At 53.2% G+C, this 21,336-nt stretch carries 16 protein-coding genes; 2 read left to right on the forward strand and 14 right to left on the reverse strand.

Features of this window, described 5'->3' with window-relative positions; genetic code table 11:
* Positions 1–22 precede the first annotated feature (22 nt).
* From recD to JYB63_RS04945, 6 genes are all read right to left on the reverse strand, one after another.
* Positions 23–2,053, reverse strand: a complete 2,031-nt coding sequence (gene recD / locus JYB63_RS04920; protein WP_205656672.1) for an exodeoxyribonuclease V subunit alpha — start codon at positions 2,051–2,053, stop codon at positions 23–25.
* On the reverse strand, positions 2,040–5,732 hold the full coding sequence (recB, locus tag JYB63_RS04925; protein ID WP_205656673.1) for an exodeoxyribonuclease V subunit beta: 3,693 nt from the start codon (positions 5,730–5,732) through the stop codon (positions 2,040–2,042). Before recB ends, recD begins: the two co-directional genes overlap by 14 nt.
* Positions 5,725–9,015, reverse strand: coding sequence for an exodeoxyribonuclease V subunit gamma (recC, locus tag JYB63_RS04930; protein WP_205656674.1), 3,291 nt, complete (start codon positions 9,013–9,015; stop codon positions 5,725–5,727). Before recC ends, recB begins: the two co-directional genes overlap by 8 nt.
* A 98-nt stretch (positions 9,016–9,113) precedes the next feature.
* Positions 9,114–9,317, reverse strand: a complete 204-nt coding sequence (locus JYB63_RS04935; RefSeq protein WP_205656675.1) for a hypothetical protein — start codon at positions 9,315–9,317, stop codon at positions 9,114–9,116.
* 98 nt (positions 9,318–9,415) lie between these two features.
* On the reverse strand, positions 9,416–10,243 hold the full coding sequence (locus tag JYB63_RS04940) for a hypothetical protein (protein ID WP_205656676.1): 828 nt from the start codon (positions 10,241–10,243) through the stop codon (positions 9,416–9,418).
* Between the two features lie 614 nt (positions 10,244–10,857).
* Complete coding sequence (locus JYB63_RS04945; protein WP_205656677.1) at positions 10,858–11,244, reverse strand: hypothetical protein; 387 nt, start codon at positions 11,242–11,244, stop codon at positions 10,858–10,860.
* A gap of 274 nt (positions 11,245–11,518) precedes the next feature.
* Between JYB63_RS04945 and JYB63_RS04950 the strand changes: the two genes are divergently transcribed.
* Positions 11,519–12,337, forward strand: a complete 819-nt coding sequence (locus JYB63_RS04950; RefSeq protein WP_205656678.1) for a mechanosensitive ion channel family protein — start codon at positions 11,519–11,521, stop codon at positions 12,335–12,337.
* 68 nt (positions 12,338–12,405) lie between these two features.
* Here JYB63_RS04950 and JYB63_RS04955 read toward each other — a convergent pair whose 3' ends face one another.
* Positions 12,406–14,190 carry an acyl-CoA dehydrogenase gene (locus JYB63_RS04955; protein WP_205656679.1) on the reverse strand — a complete coding sequence of 595 codons (1,785 nt, stop codon included), beginning with the start codon at positions 14,188–14,190 and terminating at the stop codon, positions 12,406–12,408.
* 320 nt (positions 14,191–14,510) lie between these two features.
* Between JYB63_RS04955 and JYB63_RS04960 the strand changes: the two genes are divergently transcribed.
* Positions 14,511–14,939, forward strand: a complete 429-nt coding sequence (locus JYB63_RS04960; protein WP_205656680.1) for a MaoC family dehydratase — start codon at positions 14,511–14,513, stop codon at positions 14,937–14,939.
* Positions 14,940–15,009: 70 nt separating this feature from the next.
* Here the strand turns inward: JYB63_RS04960 and JYB63_RS04965 are convergent, their stop codons facing one another.
* The 7 genes from JYB63_RS04965 to tolA all read right to left on the reverse strand — a co-directional run bounded on the left by JYB63_RS04965 (position 15,010) and on the right by tolA (position 21,334).
* Positions 15,010–15,453 carry a c-type cytochrome gene (locus JYB63_RS04965; RefSeq protein WP_205656681.1) on the reverse strand — a complete coding sequence of 148 codons (444 nt, stop codon included), beginning with the start codon at positions 15,451–15,453 and terminating at the stop codon, positions 15,010–15,012.
* Positions 15,453–16,505: a quinolinate synthase NadA gene (nadA, locus tag JYB63_RS04970; protein ID WP_205656682.1), complete on the reverse strand. Its 1,053-nt coding sequence runs from the start codon at positions 16,503–16,505 to the stop codon at positions 15,453–15,455. The genes JYB63_RS04965 and nadA overlap by 1 nt, the downstream gene beginning before the upstream one ends.
* Positions 16,506–16,627: 122 nt before the next feature.
* Positions 16,628–17,311: a 7-cyano-7-deazaguanine synthase QueC gene (queC, locus tag JYB63_RS04975; RefSeq protein ID WP_205657032.1), complete on the reverse strand. Its 684-nt coding sequence runs from the start codon at positions 17,309–17,311 to the stop codon at positions 16,628–16,630.
* A 48-nt stretch (positions 17,312–17,359) separates the two neighbouring features.
* Complete coding sequence (gene ybgF / locus JYB63_RS04980) at positions 17,360–18,115, reverse strand: tol-pal system protein YbgF (RefSeq protein WP_205656683.1); 756 nt, start codon at positions 18,113–18,115, stop codon at positions 17,360–17,362.
* Between the two features lie 20 nt (positions 18,116–18,135).
* Complete coding sequence (gene pal, locus JYB63_RS04985) at positions 18,136–18,639, reverse strand: peptidoglycan-associated lipoprotein Pal (RefSeq protein ID WP_205656684.1); 504 nt, start codon at positions 18,637–18,639, stop codon at positions 18,136–18,138.
* 323 nt (positions 18,640–18,962) lie between these two features.
* Positions 18,963–20,261, reverse strand: coding sequence for a Tol-Pal system beta propeller repeat protein TolB (gene tolB, locus JYB63_RS04990; protein WP_374730434.1), 1,299 nt, complete (start codon positions 20,259–20,261; stop codon positions 18,963–18,965).
* Positions 20,258–21,334 carry a cell envelope integrity protein TolA gene (tolA, locus tag JYB63_RS04995; protein WP_205656685.1) on the reverse strand — a complete coding sequence of 359 codons (1,077 nt, stop codon included), beginning with the start codon at positions 21,332–21,334 and terminating at the stop codon, positions 20,258–20,260. Before tolA ends, tolB begins: the two co-directional genes overlap by 4 nt.
* Between the last annotated feature and the right edge of the window lie 2 nt (positions 21,335–21,336).

The following is a 21,336-nucleotide window of genomic DNA, read 5'->3' on the forward strand; positions in this document are numbered from 1 at the left end:
AACTGCCCGCGGCGGTTTCAGCTCATTTCCAAAGCTTAGCGCCCAGACCACTGGCCCGCTCCGTACGACGGGACGTGGCGCCTTTCAGGCTGGACAGACGGGCGTACAGCTCGAGCCGCTGTTTTGCCCGGGTCACCCCGGTATATACCAGCTCGCGGGTCATCAGCGGACCGTCTTCCGGTGGCAGGATCATCAGCACCCGGGCAAACTCTGAACCCTGACTTTTATGCACCGTCATCGCAAACACGGTTTCATGGCCCGGCAACCGGCTGGGTAACACACCCCGCACACCGTCCGGGTGGTGCGGATCTTCAAACCAGACTCTCACCCGACCATCCTGATCCGGCTGAACAATGCCGATATCGCCGTTATACAGCCCTAACTGGTGGTCATTCTGGACGATCATTACCGGCCTGCCCGCATACCATTGCTGGCTGGTCTGAATCAGCCCCATGCGGTTTAGCCGCTGCTCCAGCGCCTGATTAAGGCCTTCTACTCCGTAAACACCCTGACGCAGTACCGCCAGCAGCTGAACCCGGGCAAAAACCTTCAGTACCTCCAGTGGCGCAGTACCGGCCCGCAACGCCCGCAGATACTCTGAATACCCTTGTGCCGCAGCCTCTATCAGTTGCGGATAACTGTCAGAAGATAACGGTATAAAATCAATATCCTCATAACCTTTATTCAGCACCGGCTCAACCTGCGCGGCATCACCGGCATTGATCGCCGCCGCCAGCTGACCAATTCCGCTGGCAGCATCAAACCGGTAACTGTGCCGTAACAGCGCAAGACTGTCGGCCACTGCTTTCCTCCCGCCGGCAACACTGCGGGCATCCAAACCACACACCCGGCTCAGGTACCCTGCCTGATCAGCACTGTACTGCAGCTCAGCAGATGTAACAGACTGGCTATTGCCCGCCTGCAAATGCCAGGCACAGATGTCGCCCAGCACACTGCCCGCTTCCACAGAGGCCAGCTGATGTTTATCACCGATCAGAATGATGCGCCCCTGCGGCGGCAACGCTGCCAACAGCCGGGCCATCATAGGCAAATCGATCATGGAGGCTTCATCAACTACCAGTAACTCAAGATGCAGCGGGTTTTCCGCGTTATGCCGGAAGGATTTACTGTTAGGGATCGTGCCGAGTAAACGGTGAATGGTAGTGGCTTCCACCGGAATCCGCTGAATAATCTCCGGGGAAATATTCAGCTGATCACGGGCCTGAGCAATGGATTCACTCAGCCTTGCTGCCGCCTTACCTGTGGGGGCTGCCAGTTTAATCGCCGGTACAAAATCTGCGCCATGCTGTAAACACTGTTGCTGAATGTACAGCGCCAGTAACCGGGTCACGGTGGTGGTCTTGCCGGTACCCGGGCCACCGCTGATAATACTGAAACGCCGCCGCAGGGCGACAGCAACCGCCACCTGCTGCCAGTCAACCGTCTGTGCCGGATCAGGTTTGAACAGCTGTGCCAGCCCCTGCTTAAGACTTGACTCATCAACGTCCAGCGGCTGAGCAAGACGGTTAATCTGGCTGTTCAGGTAGGCTTCAAAACTGAAATACCGCTGCAGATAGACACGCTCACCGTCAAAGATCAGCGGCGCTTCTTCACCCGGCTCACCCATGCTGCTGTAACGGTCACTTAAAGATGTGGCTGACACGAAGCCTGCCGGTACCTGAGGCGCTGGCGGCTCTGCAAACATGTCGAGGGTAACCGGCGTATCATCGACAACAGGGACTGTTTCAACAGCAGGCTGCGGCCGCAAACAGTCGCTCTCCAGTGCGTTAAATAACAGCCGGAACTCTTTACGCAACACTTTCGGCCATTCATCCACCAGACTGGCAATCCGGTCCAGTGGTAAACAGACATCTCCCCGGCCCAACTGATAACTGGTAAACGCCGCCAGTAATGCCAGATGCTGATCTGCAGCGCTGTCCTGTTCGCAGATAAAACGGGCAAACTGATAATCCAGCGGCCTCAGCAGGTTCTGCTGACGGGCCCGGAGCAAAGGTTCAAAATAAGCATTCAGAGCAGACTCATGCGGTTTCATCGCCAGCGCCCTCCATCGCAGGAATATCCTTCAGTTCAGCTTTAAACAACGCATCCATTTCGGTCACCAGTGCCAGTGAGGGCCGGTTATAAAACACACCGTAGCCTGGCATACCGGCCCGCATGCCCCGCAGGAACAGATAGTAAACGCCGCCGAAATGCTGCTCATAGCGGTAGCCGGGCAAACGGCTGGCAAGCAGACGGTGCAGCGCCAGCGTATACAGCTGATACTGCAGGTCATAACGGTGCTCCAGCATGGCCTGATCAAGTTTTTCAGGGCTGTAATCGTCGGTCGAACTGCCCAGATGATTGGATTTGTAATCGAGAATGTAATAGCGCCCCTGATACTCAAACACCAGATCGATAAAGCCTTTCAACATGCCCCGTAACGGCGCGAAATCCAGCGGCGGCGCATGTTGAGAAAGCGGGTCATGACGGGCAACCAGCGCATTTAACCCGCCGGCATTCAGGCCTTCAGAAGGCAGCATAAACTCCATTTCCACCAAACGCTGCGCATTGCTGATCTGCCCCAGGGTCAGTCCGGTTTCAGTATTCAGCGGGCATTGCAGTACATCGTCCAGCAGTTGCTGCAGTACGGGCAGCCATTCCGGCTCATAGCCCATGACCAGGCTGCGGGCTTCCAGCAATTCCGCCACCTCAGGGGTGCGGTAATCGGTGAAATCCACCGATTCAAAAATTTCGTGCAAAAACGTACCGGCCTGCGCTCCCTTGTGAAAGGTAAAAATATCGTAAACCGGCGTGGCATCCGCGCCGCTATCGGAGCCGCTGTCAGCCTCATCCGCCACTTCAAGATCCAGCCCCGGCAGGTTTGGCAGGCTGTGGCTGGCGTGGCTGGTCAGCGCTGAATAACTGGAGATACGCCAGTCACGCAGTAAGCGGCGGGCAAACGTCCGGGCCTGTGGTTCTGCAGCTTCAATATCGGGAGAAATACCGACATCCGCTGCATCATGATCGTCGTCAGCAAACAGTGACTGTTGTTCTGCAGCTACCGGTTTCGGCGGTTCAGTGACGGTTATTGAGCCTTCAGCAGTCGCCAGTAGGCTGTCCAGCTGGGCATCCAGATCCGGCACGGGGGCTTTTTTACCCGGCACCATATCGGCATCGCCCTGTAACAGCAGATAACCCAGTGCGCTGCGAGCCAGACCACTGGCTTTGCGGCGGCCGTCCTGCAGGTTTGCCAGCCCCACATAGCAGGCATATACCGACCGGGTAAGTGCCACATATAGCAGGCGGACGTCTTCCGCCAGCCGTTCTTTATCGGCAGCAGCCAGTGCTTCATCTGCAGCCGTCAGGTCAATCTTATAGCGGCCGTCATCATCGTGATAACTGGCCTGAGTAGCCGGTTTAAAGGTGCAGGCAAAAGGCAGATACACCAGCGGATACTCCAGACCTTTACTCTTATGCACGGTGATCACCGTCACCAGCGCCCGGTCACTTTCCAGCCGCAGACGCTGCTCATCATTTTCACCGTTGGGTGACAGCAGTTGATCGCTGAACCAGCGCATCAGGCTGGTCATGCTGTCCTGTTCAAGGCTCACCCGCTGGAGTATTTCACCGAGATGCAGCAGGTCCGTCAGTCGGCGCTCCCCCTGTTCCCCGGCCAGTAGCTGTTCGGCCAGTTGCCGGCGAGCAAGTAAGCGCCGCAGCATGGGCAAGATACCCAGGTTCAGCCAGCAATCGTGATAGCCACTGAACTCTGCCACCAGGCTTTCCCACAGCTGTTCATCCCGGTTTAACCGTTCTAAAAAGCTTGCCGGGTAATCTAACAGGCCGGTCGCCAGTGCAGCCCGAAGCCGGCGTTCGTCCTGCGGATGCTGGATGGCCTGCAGAATCAGATTCAGATCCACCGCTTCCTGGCTATTAAACACACTTTCCCGGCCACTGAGGTAGACACTGGCCACTGCACGGCCGGCCAGCGCCTGACGCACCGCATTGGCTTCGGTCCGGTCACGCACCAGAATGGCAATGTCTTTTGCTTCCACCGGCCGGTCACCGATCAGGGCTTCGCCCCGGGCGGCGGCCGCCAGTACATCTGCAATGTGGCTGGCACAGGCCTGCGCCATACTGTTCAGATAGGATTTCTTACTTTGAATTTCCCGTTCGCCAAACCAAAGATTCAGGGGTGTCTGTGGCTGACCGGCCAGGGTAAAAGGTGTTTTATCTGCTTTATTAGCGGCATCCACCGGCAGGAACGGAATGTCCCGGTTATACATAAACGGCGCGGAATGATATTCGAACAGGCGGTTAACCCCCTGAATCATCTTGCTGGCAGAGCGCCAGTTTGTGCCAAGGGTATAGTGTGCCTTTACCGCACGGCGGGCCTGAATGTAGGTAAAGATGTCCGCACCGCGGAAACCATAAATCGCCTGCTTCGGATCACCGATCATAAACAGGCCGGTGGTTTCGTTGCCCCCGTACAGATGACTGAAGATCCGATACTGCAGGGGATCGGTGTCCTGAAATTCATCAATCAGCGCCACCGGATACTGTTCAGCAATACGCTGTCCGAGAATATTGTGGGTATCCCGCTGCAACGCCTGATCAAGATTACTCAGCAGGTCATCAAACGAGAGTACGCTGAGCCGCTGCTTGAGCACGCTGTACCGCTTATTCAGTTGCTCAAGCCCCTGATGAAGCAGAATTTCCCGCAGAGGCAGACGCCACTCAAAGTAAGCATCACAAAGATCAAATAAAGGATGTTCAGGCACCGCTTTGCCTGCCGGGGTTTTCGCCGCCAGCACCGATTGCCGGAAACGCTGCATTTCTGCTTCCGGAACCTGCCTGATGTCCCCCCGGGCGAAGCTGTCAATTACCCCGATGTATTTCGGGACCGAAGCTTTGCGGTAAGAATTCTTGTTCACGCCGGAGTTCTGGATCAGCTCAACCAGATCGGTTTCACTGGCCAGCCACTGTTCACGGAATCCCTGCAGCTTTTGCTGATAATCCTGCCAGCCACTAAGCAAGTCATAACCCCGGCAATCCGGGGTAAACTCTGCTTCGCTCTGCCCCAGGTACGGCCGCAGGGTTTGCATATAACGGTCGGGGGTCGGCCAGATTTGCAATAAAGCTTCGGTCAGCTCTTCCGGCAGGCAGTAACTGAGGCTACGCCAGGTATCCAGTAACGCCTGACGGCGCAGGTCCGCATCATCGGTCAGCAGCTCTGTGGCAAACAGTGCACCACTTTCAAAGGCATGCTGTTTGAGCATCCGCTGACAGAAACCATGAATGGTAAAAATGGCCGCTTCATCCATCTGCCGGGCAGCCAGCTCCAGCAGTTTTGCCGCCCGCAACTGTTCTTCGGCGTCGCCCTGATCCACCAGCAACTGACGCAGGATCGGATCATCCGACAGGGTGCCGTCGCCGGCAACCGCTAAAAACGCTTGCTGGGCTTGCTGAATCCGTGCCCGGATTCGCTCTCTCAACTCCTCAGTAGCCGCTTCGGTAAAGGTCACCACCAGTATCTGATCCACACTCAGTGGGGCTTCCCGGCCGGCACCGTCGGCGCCATGGCCCAGCAGCAGGCGTAAATACAGTGCTGCAATGGTGAAGGTTTTACCGGTACCGGCGCTGGCTTCTATCAGCCGCTGGCCATGCAGAGGAAACGTCAGCGGGTTCAGCTGTTCCGGTGTGACATCCCGTGGGATTACAGATTCAGTCATCGGCGTCCTGCTCATTTGAAGTTTCGTACCAGGCCAGCATCGGCTGGTAACACTGTTCGGTCAGCCGCACGAATGCTTCACCCAGTGAAGCAAACTCCGGATACACCCGGGCGATATAGGCATCTGCAGACTCCCCCGGACTGAAGGCATCATGATTAAAACGGCTCTCGGCTTTCTGAGCGGCCGTCTCCGGGCCTTTCTCTTCATTCACCGTCATCCATTCCCAGGCAGTGTCCGCAGGCAGTGGCAGCGGTTCACAGAGCCCCCGACGATAAAGATTCAGCCAGTCCTGAAGATGACCCCGGGCTTTGGTCGCAGAAAACATTTTGAACCCGTGGCGGCCGTTCAGCCCGAAGAACCAGGAATCGTGATGATTGTCATGAGCCATACTGACCAGATGCTCAAGCCACAGGCTCACCATGTCCCGCCCTTTTGAATGAGCCGGACGGTAACGTAACAGACGGTTTTCATGGTAATCGTCCAGCCAGCCGGTCAGTTCTGTTTCGCTGCCATCTTCCAGTTCAAGGGTCAGACGGCATTCCCGGCGGGCAGGATGTCCGCTGTAATAGGCTTCCATCTTCTGTGCCATTTCCTGGCAGTCATGGACCAGCTTGCGGGTCTGCAGCTGCCCCGCCAGTCCGTATGGCAGTTCGCCGGCCGCTTCAACCCGGGCCAGCAATTTACTCAGGCTTTCACCGTTCAGGGCCGCCAGCAGCAGGCGCTGCTTCAGCTGATAGCCTTCCAGACCATCCAGCTGAAACGGTTCTTCATCCTGGTTAACGATGCTGTGATCCAGAAAATACACCTGCAACCGGCGCTGGAAGAAATGCTTCACCGGGTTACGGGCAAACGCCAGCAGGTCTTTCAGCTCCAGCGTTGGCAGTGCCTCCGGCTCCAGTGGCTGGGTAAGGAACTGATCCGGCTGTTCGCCCCCGCCCCCTGCCGCGGGTAACCATTCATCCGCATAACTGAATAATTGCGGGTGTTGCCCAAAATACGCCGGGTTAAACGGCTGCAAAGGGTGCTCGGTGAATTCTGTCACAGCTAGCCCACCCTGTTCATCGATATAGTTCTGCTGGCAGTATTCCAGCAGCTCACTGACCAGCACCGACGGCACCCGGGGGGAGTTATCCTGTGCGCTGCGTCCCAGATAACTGATGTAGAGCCGCTCCTGTGCAGACAGGAGGGCTTCAAGGAACAGATAGCGGTCATCATCCCGGCGGGAACGGTCCCCGCGACGGGTGTGTTTCACCATCAGGTCGAAACCCACCGGCGCAATGCTGCGCGGGTAAACACTGTCATTCATACCAAGCAAACAGACCACCCTGAAAGGAATCGCCCGCATAGGCATCAGGGTACAGAAGTTAACCGCTCCGGCCAGGAAGCGCTGGCTGGAACGCTGACTGCCGAGATGCTCCTGCAGCCAGTCGTTGAAGACCTGCGCACTGAGCGGCGCTTCGAAACGGTTTTCCTGCAGGGTATTACTGAGATTCTCCAGCGCTTCACGGATCTGATTCAGGACCACTTCATCGGCGGCATCCGGATCATATGCACTGTTCAGCAGGTGGTTAATGATCTGTAACCAGTCTTCAATACTGCGGGGTTCACTGAGGCTGCTCAGGCAAAATTCCAGCAACTCGATGAATTCAGCCAGTTGCCCCAGATCCCGGGCTTCAATGCCTTCAATCTCGGCATAGGGATCAATGCCCTGCCACAGTTCATCGCTACCACCCATGGCGTAACCGGCCAGCATCCGCTTCAAGCCAAACTGCCAGGAGTTCTGTTCAAATGCCGGTAATTCCATGCCGGAGCGCTGACGGCTGTCCAGCCCCCAGCGGATATTGGTCTGATCAATCCAGCGCCGCAACCGTTCAAAGCCTGCTTCATCCAGCTGGAAGCGGCGTAATACGGCGGGCACTTCCAGAATGGCCAGCACATCAGACACGGTTAACCGGCTCTGCGGCAGGGATAGCAGCGCAAAAAAACTCATCAGCAACGGGCTTTCCTGCTGGGCGGTCCGGTCGGAAATGGAATAGCCGATAAAGCGCCCTGCCGGCGCATTCCCAAACACCGCCTCAATATACGGCGCATAGGTGGCCACATCGGGCACCATGACAATAATGTCCCGGGGTGTCAGGCTATGATCTTCATCCAGCATGGCCAGCAACTGATCGTACAGCACTTCCACTTCACGCAGGTGGCTGTGAGCACTGTGCAGCATCAGCGACTGATCATCGGAGGATATCTGACGCTTTTCCTCATCGGACAGCAATTTATTGGCTGCCGGATCATCCAGATGCAAAATGTCGTTCTGAATGTGCTGTAACACCCCCTGACGGCTCTCTGTCAGCGGAGATTCAAACAGTTCTACTTCCTGAGCGCCCAGTTCCTGAAGCTGATACAAATAGTCCCGGCCCAACTTGCCCATGGAAGACAGCAACGGATTACCGTGGCTGTAATAGTTCTGTTCTGTCATACCCGGTTTGGACAGCCAGCGCTGATGCAATCTTGCCAGATACTTAGGGTCGACAATGTCCCCCCAGAAATAACGGCACGGATTATTCACCATCAGATGAACATCCACCTGCTGACCCAGCGCCTGCAATGCTTCGATGAAGTTACCAGGCAATGCCGAAATACCGAAGACATAGACCCGCTCCGGCAGTTGCGAGGTGTCGAAAGCACCGCTGCGCAACGCTGCCAGGAAGTCATTGAACATATTACCCCGGTGCCAGTGGGGCTGCCCCAGCGCGGCCACCTCTGCCACCAGTGCCTGCCAAAGTTCAGGCTGCCAAGGTTGTGATTCGGTAATATCCTGCAGCGGATCACCCGCCTCCCAGGCAGCGATCCAGTCAGGGCGGTATACAAGATACTGGTCAAAAATATCGGCGACTTTGGCACTCAGTTGATAAAGCTTATAGCCGTTATCATCGCCTCGCAGGTATTGCTGCAGCGGCAGGAAAGCATCCTTAGAAAGATAATCCGGTAACAGTCTTACCAATAGCCAGGTCATGGCTTCTTTGTTAAACGCTGAGCGCTCCGGCACACTGGATAATACCTGGGTAAAGATGCGCCACAGGAAAGATGCCGGTAAAGGGAATTCAATATTGGCGGCAATGCCCAGACGCTCTGCCAGTTCCAGCTTTAACCACTGGGCCATGCCGGGACTCTGCACCAGAATCTGTTCCCGGCTGAAAGGATTGGGTAAAGGCTCACGGCGGATCATTTCCACCAGCAGATCTTTCTGTAATTCCAGCGAGTTCGAGTGATAGATTCGGAACATAGGGTACGGGGCACTCAGTTGCGATAAGCCATATAAACAAAAAAGCCCCTGCATCAGCAAGGGCGGTCAGACCGGCGCAGCAAGGCTACGCGTATATATCAGGTATCCGGCGCACCGGCGTCCGGCGGTAAAGCCGATTCACGTTCTTCGGGCGGCAACTCCCAGTTTTCCTCACCGGCAACCACGCTTACCACCCCTTTAAAGCGCTTACGAAGATAAACAATGGCTTCATCAAAATCTTCAATATCACACAGCATTACACCGCCGCGGTCATTCTCTGTAGTAAACAGATAACTCTTCATGTTCGCTCTTCAGGCATGTCTTTAAAACCAACATTTTACAAGAACCTTAACCGCACACAAGCCCATTCACTGACTTTAAAAATACCTGGGTTCATCACTTACTGCAGAGCTTTATGATCCAGTTCAGCAATCACGGCTTTATTCTGCTCAACAACAGCGGCGGTCTCTTCAGATAAAAGTGAAATACGGCTGGCAGAGTGTTCAGCGTGCCCCGCCACCGGTTCCGGACTGTCGCCTGCCTCTCCTGCTATACCCTGATACTGACCAGCGGGCGCGGTACGTAAAGAACGATGCCAACCGGTGAGATAGCGGTAAAACAGCAACCCGGCAAGCAGAACGACGGCAAGTGATGCCAGCATCAACGGCAAAACACTGGTAAATGCAGAATCAACCCGGGACTCAATTCTTTGAATATAGATTGCCAACAACTCAGTGTTACGGGCCTGCAAATCGGCAAGCCCCTTAACTGCTGGGGCATCTGAAATCTTAACGCTCTTATCAATGCTGCCGCTGTCAGCACCCCGGGCCAGTAGATCCCTGACGGCAGTGGCTGAAGCCAGATACTCATCGGCCACCTGCTGAATATTATCCAGTGCATTGCGTTCCGATATTGTCAGCCCGCCGAGCTGGCGATAGCGTTTAATTCCCAGGGTTACCGCTAAATGATTTTCTGTGAATTGCAGGTAGTAGCTGTCCTGCCCCCGCAACACATAATTTTTGAAATTATGGATCAGTGACCCGTACCCCATTTGCGAGCGGATAACCGCTAACAGCTGTTCACGGGCAAGTGCTTGTTCCCGGAGGCCATTCCAGTCATTGCGCTGGCCCTTCAAAAACAAAGCCTGTACGGTACCGGCACTGGCAAATGCCAGAATAATTACCGTCATGAAGCCTGCAAACCGGTGCCTGAGCCCCAATTCTTTCATCGTCCTGAATCCCTGTCTTATCCCTGATTTACCCCGCAAACGGCCATGTAACTGTCGGCCCCGAAAGCGTAGTGAAACTATAGGTTAAAACCCAAGTTGGGATATAGGCAAAAGGTCGACAGACTAACCATTATGGGTTTGAAATCAAAACGCAAGGGCAGAAATCCCGGGACATCTGACGTGAAAGCAGCTTACACATATTTTTTGCAGATGCGTCATGCAAAATTAATTCGGCCAGCCAGATCCGAAAAAAATAAAGTATTTCATGATTAAATACATAAAATTTCATGAAGTTAGCATATTTTATTCATGTATTTAATAAAGATAGCTACCGGTCAGGCAACTGAAGAGACACACTGAAAAGCGATAAATCAGACTAAAAATTAAGCAGAAAACCCCTTGACGAATCCTTTATTGAGACCAATACTTTTAATCCGCGCTGCAGAATTCGGCACTCACATCACAAGTAATAATTGCCGGAATTCAAACGCTAAGCAGTTATAATTAAGCCGCAGCGTTGTATTTCCCTAATGAAAGTTTCATCAACATTCATTAAGCCACGGTATCCCCTAATACCGTGGCTTTTTTTATGTCAGCCATACCGGCCGCGGTGTTCAGTCCTGTGGTACTTCTGTCACAATCAGCCGGTCGGAATCCGCCACCCGGACAATCTGGCCTTCTACCGTGGTGAACCGGCGTAATTCAAGGTCCCGTTTATACACCTGATAGTCGCGACTCTCCCCCTCCCCTGCCGGTGTTAACTGCACTTGCAGCAGCGTACGGCCGTCATACCAGTGGTAAGCCGCAACCGAAGCACCACCTACCAGCGCCAGAACTACCAGGATAACCGCCAGCAAGCGAAACGGAGGTCGTGGATCAATATCTGTATCAGGGATAACCCTTACCGCAGGCTGAGAAGCGGCGGCACGTTTGCGTTTGAATTTCAGATAAAAGTAACAGGCAGCAATAACAGCGAGGGTAATTAAAATTTTGGTGATCATAGATGCCCGTTGTAACAACACATAAAAATTAGTCTCAGACGCTGGAAACCATCTGCAGCACATAATATCGCCCCAGCCTTCCAGCAATCAGAAGCTTACCTGCAAAGACGTACAGATACTACCGCAAGACAACCAGATACATCCTGATTCAAACACTTCGCTCAGAAACAGCTACGAGCGCCATTCTGTTCAGCCAGATGACAGTATCAGCCGGTTATCATTTCCCGGTTTCCTGCTTAACTCATCAACTTACTCATACAAAAACGGTACACCTATGGACATCTTACAGTCGCAATACGAGAACCTGATCAACCTCGCCACCATCTATGGCGGGCAGATACTGCTGGCAATCGTGGTTCTGATCGTGGGCCTCTGGGTCATAAAAAAAATCAGCAACTTCGCTAAAACCACCATGATCCGCCATTTTCCGGATGAAACCCTCGCAAAATTCCTTGGCGGTGCGCTGGATGTACTGCTGAAAGTGCTGCTGGTGATCAGCGTCGCCTCCATGGTCGGCATCGAAACAACTTCTTTCATCGCCGTTCTGGGTGCTGCCGGCCTGGCAGTTGGCCTGGCACTGCAGGGCAGTCTGTCTAACTTTGCCGGTGGCGTGATGATTCTAATTTTCCGTCCCTTTAAGGTCAGCGATTATATTGAAGCCCAGGGACTGAAAGGCGTGGTCAGCGATATCGGTATCTTCGTTACTACCCTGCAAACGTTCGATAAGCGCACCCTGATCATCCCTAACGGCCCACTGGCTAACGGCAACATCATCAACCACACCCACAGCGATATCCGTGCGGTGGAAATCAATATCGGGGTTTCCTACAGCGATGATCTGGGCAAAGCCAAAACAGCGATGGAAGCGGTACTGGCTGAAGATGCCCGCATCCTGCAGAACGAAGGCAATGTGGTCGCCGTCGTTAACCTGAACGACAGCTCTGTAGACTTCCTCGTTCGCGGCTTTGTGAAAACAGAAGACTACTGGTCTTTCTTCTTTGATAGCCGTGTGGCACTCAAGTCAGCGGTTGAAGCGGCAGGCTGCACAATTCCGTTCCCTCAGCGGGATATTCATATGATCTCGCAAGACTAAATGACTCAAATAAAAAGGGCCTTCATCATGAAGGCCCTTTTCATATCTGTACATTTCCGTGAATGATTTTAACCGATAGAACTCAGCCATTCTTCTTCAGACATCGCGGTAACCGCAGCACTGCCCTTTTGTAAGGTTTCAGCATGGCCGTGAATACGCGGCAAAATCTGCTGAAGATAGAAATCACAGACCTTTTGCTTACCGGCCCTGTACTGCGGACTGATGTCAGCCTCAGACTGACAGGCAACCGCCTGACGCAGTAACTGCCAGCCACCGCAAACATACCCGGACAACATCAGGAAATGCTGCCCCACCGCACCGGCCAGCAGGGGATCACCTGCCTGTTGCTGAAGAATAAACTCGGCAGAACCTTCCCAGCACTGCACTGCAGCCTGTAAAGCCTCAGCCTGAACAGCCAAACCGGCAGCTTCTGCACTACCGATATCGGCCCGGATTTCAGCCATCAATACATTAAAAGCAGCGGCGTTATCAAAAATCAGCTTACGCCCTACCAAATCCATCGCCTGAATACCGTTGGTGCCTTCATAGATTGGCAGGATACGTGCGTCCCGGTAGTACTGAGCAGCACCGGTTTCTTCGATAAAGCCCATCCCACCATGAACCTGTACACCCAGCGAGGTGACTTCCTGCGCCAGCTCGGTACACCAGCCTTTAACAACTGGAGTCAGCAATGCCGCACGGGCACCGTGAGTTTGCTGCAGATCTTCATGCTGGTTCTGTGACGCCCAGTCGATACTGGCGCAGGCATCATAGGTCAGCGCCCGGCCCGCCTCAGTCAGCGCCCGCATGGTCAGCAACATGCGCTGCACGTCAGCATGACGGATAATAGGACCTGCCTGATCAAAGCCTACTGCACGCCCCTGAACACGTTCGCGGGCAAACTCAACTGCATGCTGATAGGCCCTTTCCGCTATCGCCACCCCCTGTAAACCTACCGCCAGGCGGGCGTTATTCATCATTTTGAACATACAGGCCAGCCCCTGATTTTCAGCGCCGACCAAGTAACCAACAGCACCGCCATTATCCCCGTAGGACATCACACAGGTCGGGCTGGCATGAATGCCCAGCTTATGCTCAAGGGAGACAACCTGACAGTCATTCCGGCTGGCCGGGTTGCCGGCAGTATCCGGTAAAAACTTAGGCACCAGAAACAATGATATTCCTTTCACGCCCGGCGGCGCATCCGGTAAACGGGCCAGCACCAGATGGACGATATTTTCCGCCATATCATGCTCACCCCAGGTGATGAATATCTTTTGTCCGCTGATGAGATAATGGTCGCCGTTTGGTACCGCTTTAGTACGAATGACTGACAGATCAGAACCGGCGGCGGGTTCAGTCAGGTTCATGGTGCCGGTCCATTCACCGCTGATCAGTTTTGGCAGATATGTCTGCTGCAGTTCATCACTGGCACTGCTTGCCAGAGCCTCAACCGCGCCCTGGGTCAGTAACGGGCACAAGCCCCAGGACATATTGGCCGCCTGCCACATTTCCATCACAGCAATGGACAACACATAAGGCATACCCTGTCCGCCATGCTCCGGATCGAACTGTAATGAACCCCATCCGCCTTCGATAAAGGCCTGATAAGCTTCCCGAAATCCGTCCGGGGTCTGTACGTCAGTATCATGCTGCTGTAACCCCTGCTGATCACCGCTGACATTCAGCGGGGACAGCACTTCACCGGCAATTCTGCCGGCTTCTTCAAGGATCGCCGTCACCATGTCATCGCTGGCATCCTCAAACTGGGGCAGCTTAGCCAGCTGCTGCAAACCCGCTGCATGTTTCAGGGTGAACCGCATATCCGCAACCGGTGCTCTGTATTCCGCCATAACCTATTCCACTCTTTTACTGTAGCGCCCTGCGGGCAGGGCTTTTTTATGTCAGGAAGCCGTGTATTTTTCTGTTCTGACCTTCGCTAAGGGGCAAAAGCATGTTTTACTTAACACCCTGATGATCAGTGCGCCCATCATTTTATAAGGGTTTTCACTTATATTTCCAGTATAAGATTGTCGGAAGGTTAAAACAGTTACCGGAAACGAGTCATAAACCTGTTTAACCGACGGCATAACGCCTGATTCTGAAACCTGTATGCTGCCCGGAAACCGCATCACCGGGCTGCGCGATACGATTGCAGACAAGAGGAAAATGTATGCAAGATTTACACGGCTACTATCTGGAAGATCTGGAAGTAGGCATGAGCGACTCCTACGAGAAAACCATCAGCGAAGCCGATGTTAACCTGTTCGCTGAACTGTCCGGCGACACTAATCCGGTACATCTGGACGAAGAATACGCCGCTGCCACCCCTTTCAAACAGCGGATCGTTCACGGTATGTTTTGTGGCGCCCTGATCTCTACCGTAGCAGGCACCAAGCTTCCGGGACCAGGCTGTATCTACCTTGACCAGCAGATTAAATTTAAAGCGCCGGTACTGATCGGTGATACTGCGAAAGCCACCGGTACCATTGAGGAAATCGACCAGCGCCGCCGTCGCGTGAAGATGCGCACAGACGTGCACGTAGGAGACAAACTGGTAGCCACCGGTTACGCATTACTGATGGTCGACAAACGCGGCTAACCGTTACAAAGCTATCTTCAGATAACAAAAAACCGGCATAAGCCGGTTTTTTTTCAGAGTCAGAAACAGATCAGCGCAGCGCGTCAACCTGCTCCATTGTAAAGGTCATACCGCTGTCATTTCCCCAGGCATTAGAAATGTAAGTCAGGATATCCGCCAGCTCCATTCCGGTCACTGAATGGGAAAAACCTGGCATGGTTCCTTTTCCTTCCAGTACCAGCTCAATCAATGGTTCAACTTCATCGCTGACAAAAGCATTATCTTTCAGTGCAGGCGCACCCACACTGACCTGACCTTCACCACTTCCCATGTGACAGGCAGCACAGGTACGCTTATAAAACTTCTGGCCCCGGTCAAGACGCAGCAAATCAGCTTCGCTCCACTGCTTCGCAGGTGTATTCCACTGTTCAGCCAGGGCATTAAGATCAGGTTCGCTGCCTGGCATACCATCACACCCGGCCAGCATTACACCGGCCCCCATTACAGTGACTAACAAAGCTGAACGCAGCATCATTACTTCACCATCTGGCTGGAAAAATCGAGCATCCGCTGCAGAGGACGACGGGCATCATCCAGCAGCGCATCATCAACGATAACTTCATCCGTGCCGTTTTCCAGCGCACTGAGGACATTTTCCAGACCGTTCATTGCCATCCACGGGCAGTGTGCACAGCTACGGCAAGTGGCACCGGAACCGCCGGTAGGCGCTTCGATAAATTCTTTGTCCGGTGCGGCCTGACGCATCTTGTAGAAAATCGCTTTATCAGTCGCAACGATAAACTGCTTGTTTGGCAGATCACGGGCGGCATTGATAATCTGGGTGGTCGAACCCACTACATCGGCAATCTGCACCACCGGATCCGGTGATTCCGGGTGAACCAGTACTGCAGCGTCCGGATATACCTGCTTCATATCCAGCAGGCGCTGTGCCTTAAATTCTTCATGGACGATACAGGAAGAATCCCACATCAGCATTTCAATACCGGTCTGCTTTTGGACATACTCGCCCAGATGCTTGTCCGGTGCCCAGATAACTTTCTTGCCCTGATCTGCCAGATGCTCTACGACCTTAAGCGCAATACCAGACGTAACCACCCAGTCAGCACGGGCTTTAACCGCCGCAGAGGTATTGGCGTACACCACCACTTCATGATCAGGATGGGCGTCACAGAATGCTGTAAATTCTTTTTCCGGGCAGCCCAGATCCAGTGAACAGGTGGCTTCCAGTGTCGGCATCAGAACACGTTTTTCAGGGTTGAGAATTTTGGCTGTCTCCCCCATAAAACGTACCCCGGCAACCACCAGTGTCTTGGCTGGATGCTGATTGCCAAACCGGGCCATTTCCAGTGAATCAGAGACGCAGCCGCCGGTTTCATCCGCCAGTTCCTGAAGAACCTCTTCGGTGTAGTAATGCGCGACCAGACAGGCATCTTTTTCAATCAGTAACTGCTTGATTCGCTGCTTGTATTCTTCGCGCTGGGCCTGGTCGACATCAACCGGCAAACGTTCCCTTGCAAGGTGTTCCTGGACCAGAATGCGGTCATCTAATTCGTGTTTCGTTAGCATTGTGTAGATCTTGTCATCAACACAGCGTTTACGCTGTAAGTGGGGTCGGTTTTCTTAAGCTGCGGAGTATAGCATTGTTGCCGGTGCTTTTGGCATCACCGGCACACTCCGCTGTATAAAGCTTACGGCTGGTAACGGGTAGGATCAGAAACGCCGGCGTCGGCAAAGCCTTTGGCACGGATACGGCAACTGTCGCACTCGCGGCAGGCACGGCCGTCATCATCGGCCTGGTAGCATGACACACTCAGACCATAATCCACGCCCAGACGGTTACCTTCAGCAATGATTTCAGATTTGGTCAGGTCGATCAGCGGGGTCAAAATCTTAATGCCATCGCCTTCAACCCCAGCTTTAGTTGCCAGGTTCGCCATGGTTTCAAAAGCTGCCACATATTCAGGACGGCAATCCGGATACCCGGAATAATCAACCGCATTGACACCAATGGAAATGTACTTGGCTTCCAGCACTTCTGCCCAGGCCAGCGCCAGTGACATGAAGACAGTATTACGGGCAGGTACATAGGTAACCGGAATGCCTTCTTCTTCCTCGACTGGCACGTCGATACTGTCATCAGTAAGTGCAGAACCACCGAAGTCTTCAAGGTGCAGACGAACAACCTTGTGATCAGCCACATTCATCTGAGCAGCAATTTTCTTAGCTGCATTCAGCTCGGTCTGGGAACGCTGACCGTAATCAAAACTGAGCACATAACATTCATAACCGGCTTCCTGAGCCATTGCCAGTGCGGTCACGGAGTCCAGACCGCCGGATAAAAGCACGACAGCTTTTTTCGGAGAAGTATTCATCATTAATCTGTCACTGGCAGCCAGTACTGACTGCCATCTTTGAAGTTTTTACTTGAGTTGATCCTGCGCCAGATTGGCGGCAGAAGATCCGGGATACTGAGCAACAGTCTGCTCAAAATACGATTTTGCCTGCGCTGCATCGCCCTGCTGCTTGAAAATCACACCCAGCTTATAGCTGGCGTCCGCAGCTTTACGGTGCTTGGCAAAATTATCGAGCACATACTGAAAGGCCTGCTTGGCCGGTTCAACATTCTGCTCTGCAAGATTTACCTCACCCAGCCAGTAATAAGCATTCGCTAAGCGCGGGCTGGAAGGATAAGTATTGATAAAGGCATCAAAGGCACTCAGTGCAGCACTGTAATCTTTCTGACGAACCAGTGCAAAAGCGGCCTGATAGGCTTCAACATCGGTAACCTGAGTTGAAGATGCCGGCGCTGATGTGTCGGTGGCAGCCGTATCGGAGCCTGTATTATCACCTTCCGGTGATGCCGGGCCATTCGCCGCCGCACCCTGCTGAGCAGCAGAAATACGCCGGTCCAGATCACGGTAACGGTCACGGGCATCCCGCTCCATCTTCTTGATCTGATATTGCTGCTTTTCAACAGTGCCCCGTAAAGACTGGACTTCACGCTGCAGCTGTTCAAGCAACTGGAGGATATCGCCATTGGCGGCGCTACCCTGAGAAAAATTGCTGGCAGACCCTTCCTGCACCTGAAGTTCGATCACCGGTACCGGATCAGCAGCGAAAGCGCTGGTGCTTGCAAGCACCAGCGCCATAGCAGTAACAGAACATGCTTTAATCATGTGTTATTGCTTACCTACGCTTAGTAAGTCAGAACAGCACGACGGTTCTGAGCCCATGCAGATGGGTTGTTACCCACAACTGCTGGCTTCTCTTCACCGTAGCTGATGACTTCAATCTGGCTGCTGGACACACCGTTGATAGTCAGAACACGTGCAGCTGCTTTAGCACGCTTCTCACCCAGAGCGATGTTGTATTCACGGGTACCACGATCATCCGCGTGACCTGCCAGTGTTACTTTTGCAGACGGGTTAGACGCCAGGTATTTAGCGTGACCACGCAGTGCAGCAACGGCTTCTGGCTTCAGAGTGTACTGGTCGAAGTCGAAGTAGAACGTGTTATCCAGGCTCTTAACCTGATCCATTGCATTACCGGAAACACTGCTGGTAGTAGTGCTGGTAGTAGACGTAGTGCTGGTATCGCCAGCCGCGCCTTCAGTAGTGTTCTGAGATGTGGTGCTACAACCGGCAGCCCATACCACGGTCAGCGCTAAAGCAACTGCTTTGCTGATATTCTTAGCTTGCATTGACGACTCCTAAAGTTTTCTAACTGGTTCATAATGAACCGAAAATTAATGCAACGTGTGGTTGCCTAAATTAAAGCTTGCCAGCCATGAATGCAATAGCCTTGCCCCAACTACACTGGCTTTACACAAGTCCTGCGTGGCATTTTGCGACGATCATCTGAAATTTGGCATGATCTTTTCCGCATTAAGCACAGAACTGCATATTCTAAGTGGTTCCCGCAAGAGTTCAATAGCCAGAGAACCCTTTATTATTGTTCCCTGTCAACTGCTTACGTGAAACCTGTTAAGGCTGCCTGCCAGGCAAACAGCCTATTTAAAACGCATCAGTTAAGAAACGGTGACCAGGCCGGTTCACGGACATCACCGCGATCGGATGGCAGACGATACTTCACGTTACCGTCCAGAGACACCGCCCCTAACACACCCCGGCCGCCGGCCTGGGTTGCGTACATTACAATGCTGCCGTTTGGCGCAATCGTCGGTGATTCATCCATCGCTGTCTGAGTCAGCAGATCCAGACGGCCGGTCTGCAGATCCTGAACAGCAATGTGGAATGAACCGCCTTGCTGATGCACCATGGTCAGGTAACGACCATCCTGAGTCAGGCGACCACGGGCATTGTAGCTCCCTTCAAACGTCAGACGGGTAATATCACCGGTCGGTAAATAAACCTGGTAAATCTGTGGCTGACCACCCCGGTCTGACGTAAAGATCAATGATTGACCATCAGGTGTCCAGGAAGGTTCCGTATCAATACCAAAATGATGTGTTACACGGTTTAAACGGCGCTGTACCAGATCCAGAACATAGACTTCAGGGTTACCGTCCTTCGACAGAACCAGTGCCAGTTTGTTGCCATCCGGTGACCACGCAGGCGCACCGTTCAGACCCGAGAAGGACTGCACCTTTTCACGGCGACCGGTAGACAGGTACTGGATATAGATTGCCGGGCGGCCGGTCTCGAAAGACACGTAAGCCAACTTAGTACCGTCACGGGACCAGGTCGGTGACATAATCGGTTCATCGGACTGAAGAATAGTCTGTGCGCCGTAACCGTCCGCATCCGCCATTTGCAGTTTGTAGTCATACACCCCTGAACGGACCAGATCTGCCGTCACATACACAATTCGGGTGGAGAACGCTCCGCGAATACCAGTCAGAGTTTCATAGATTTTGTCACTGATATAGTGCGCCACAGCCCGCAGATTAGAGAAATTGGCATTCACCACTTCACCTAAAATGCGCTCTTCTTTCAGCACATCAAACATTTCAACCGCAACTTCAAGGTTACCGTCCACCTGGGGACTGATCCGGCCAATCACCAGGAAGTCCGTGCCTGACACCCGCCAGTCGCGGAAGAAGACACCGGAACGCTCCGACGGGAAGCTGAGCATATTGTCCTGAGACATCAGTGAGAACAGACCGGTGGTTTTCAGGTCATTGGTAACGATCTCTGCGATATCCTGCGGTAACGCGGTGGTGCCGCTCCAGGCAAAAGGAACAACCGCAACGGGTGTCGGCTCATCCACCCCTTCGGTTATCTCAATAGTTAATTCAGCCCTGGCGAGTAAACTGAAAAAGAGTAGGCATACCATGATTGTGCCGGACAACATTCTGCTCATTGACGAAGATCTCCAGGGTTAAATAACAAATCAAATTTTCTGAACTGCCGATCAAATAAGGCAGACTGCATGTCCTGCAGCTGATCGAACCGCTCCACACGCTTCACCGCCCGAATGGCGCTCTCATCGAACAGCGCATCACCACTGGAGCTTTTAACGTAGACGTTATCCACTTCTCCGGTGGGGAACAGATGAATTGTCAGCGTAACCTTCATACCATTCCTTGCACTGGGCGGACGGCTCCAGCGACGCTGAATCTCACCTTTAATATAGGCAGTATAACTATTTACGCTGGCAGCATCGGCCAACTCCTGAGCAATTCGGGCTTCTTCGGCAATTTCAGCATCCAGTGCAGCCTGCAATGCTTCCTCTGCCTTCTTCCGCTCAGCTTCAGCCTTCTTACGTTCGGCTTCTTTCTTGCGCTTAGCTTCCTCAGCTTTCTTACGTTCAGCTTCGGCTTTCTTACGCTTCGCCTCTTCAGCTTTTTTACGCTCGGCTTCTTTCTTGCGCTTAGCTTCTTCAGCTTTCTTACGTTCAGCCTCTTTCTTGCGCTTAGCTTCTTCAGCCTTCTTACGCTCGGCTTCTTTCTTACGCTTCGCCTCTTCAGCTTTCTTCTGCTCAGCTAACTTCTTAGCCTGCTCTGCTTTTTTACGTTCAGCTTCCTGCTTTGCCTGTTCAGCTTTCTTACGTTCCGCTTCCTGTTTAGCCTGCTCAGCTTTCTTGCGTTCCGCTTCCTGCTTAACCTCTTCAGCTTTCTTGCGTTCGGCTTCCTGCTTAGCCTCTTCAGCCTGTTTACGTTCCGCTTCTTTTTTCGCTTCTTCCGCTTTTTTCTGTTCAGCCTGCTGCTTCTTCAGTTCTTCAGCTTTTTTGCGGGCCTCTTCTCTTTTCTTCGCCTGCTCCTCTGACGCTTTACTCTTGGATGTCAGATCCACAATACTGGCCTGAACATGACGCGGTGTGACCTTCCGCTCATCATCCGCATGGCCAAACCATGAGTTGAATAACAGCGTCAGCACAACTGCATGCAGTGATACAGCGAGAAACGTAGGAATTATATAAGATCGGGAATTCACAG

The organism is Aliamphritea spongicola (assembly GCF_017051665.1).
Lineage (GTDB): Bacteria > Pseudomonadota > Gammaproteobacteria > Pseudomonadales > Balneatricaceae > Amphritea > Amphritea spongicola.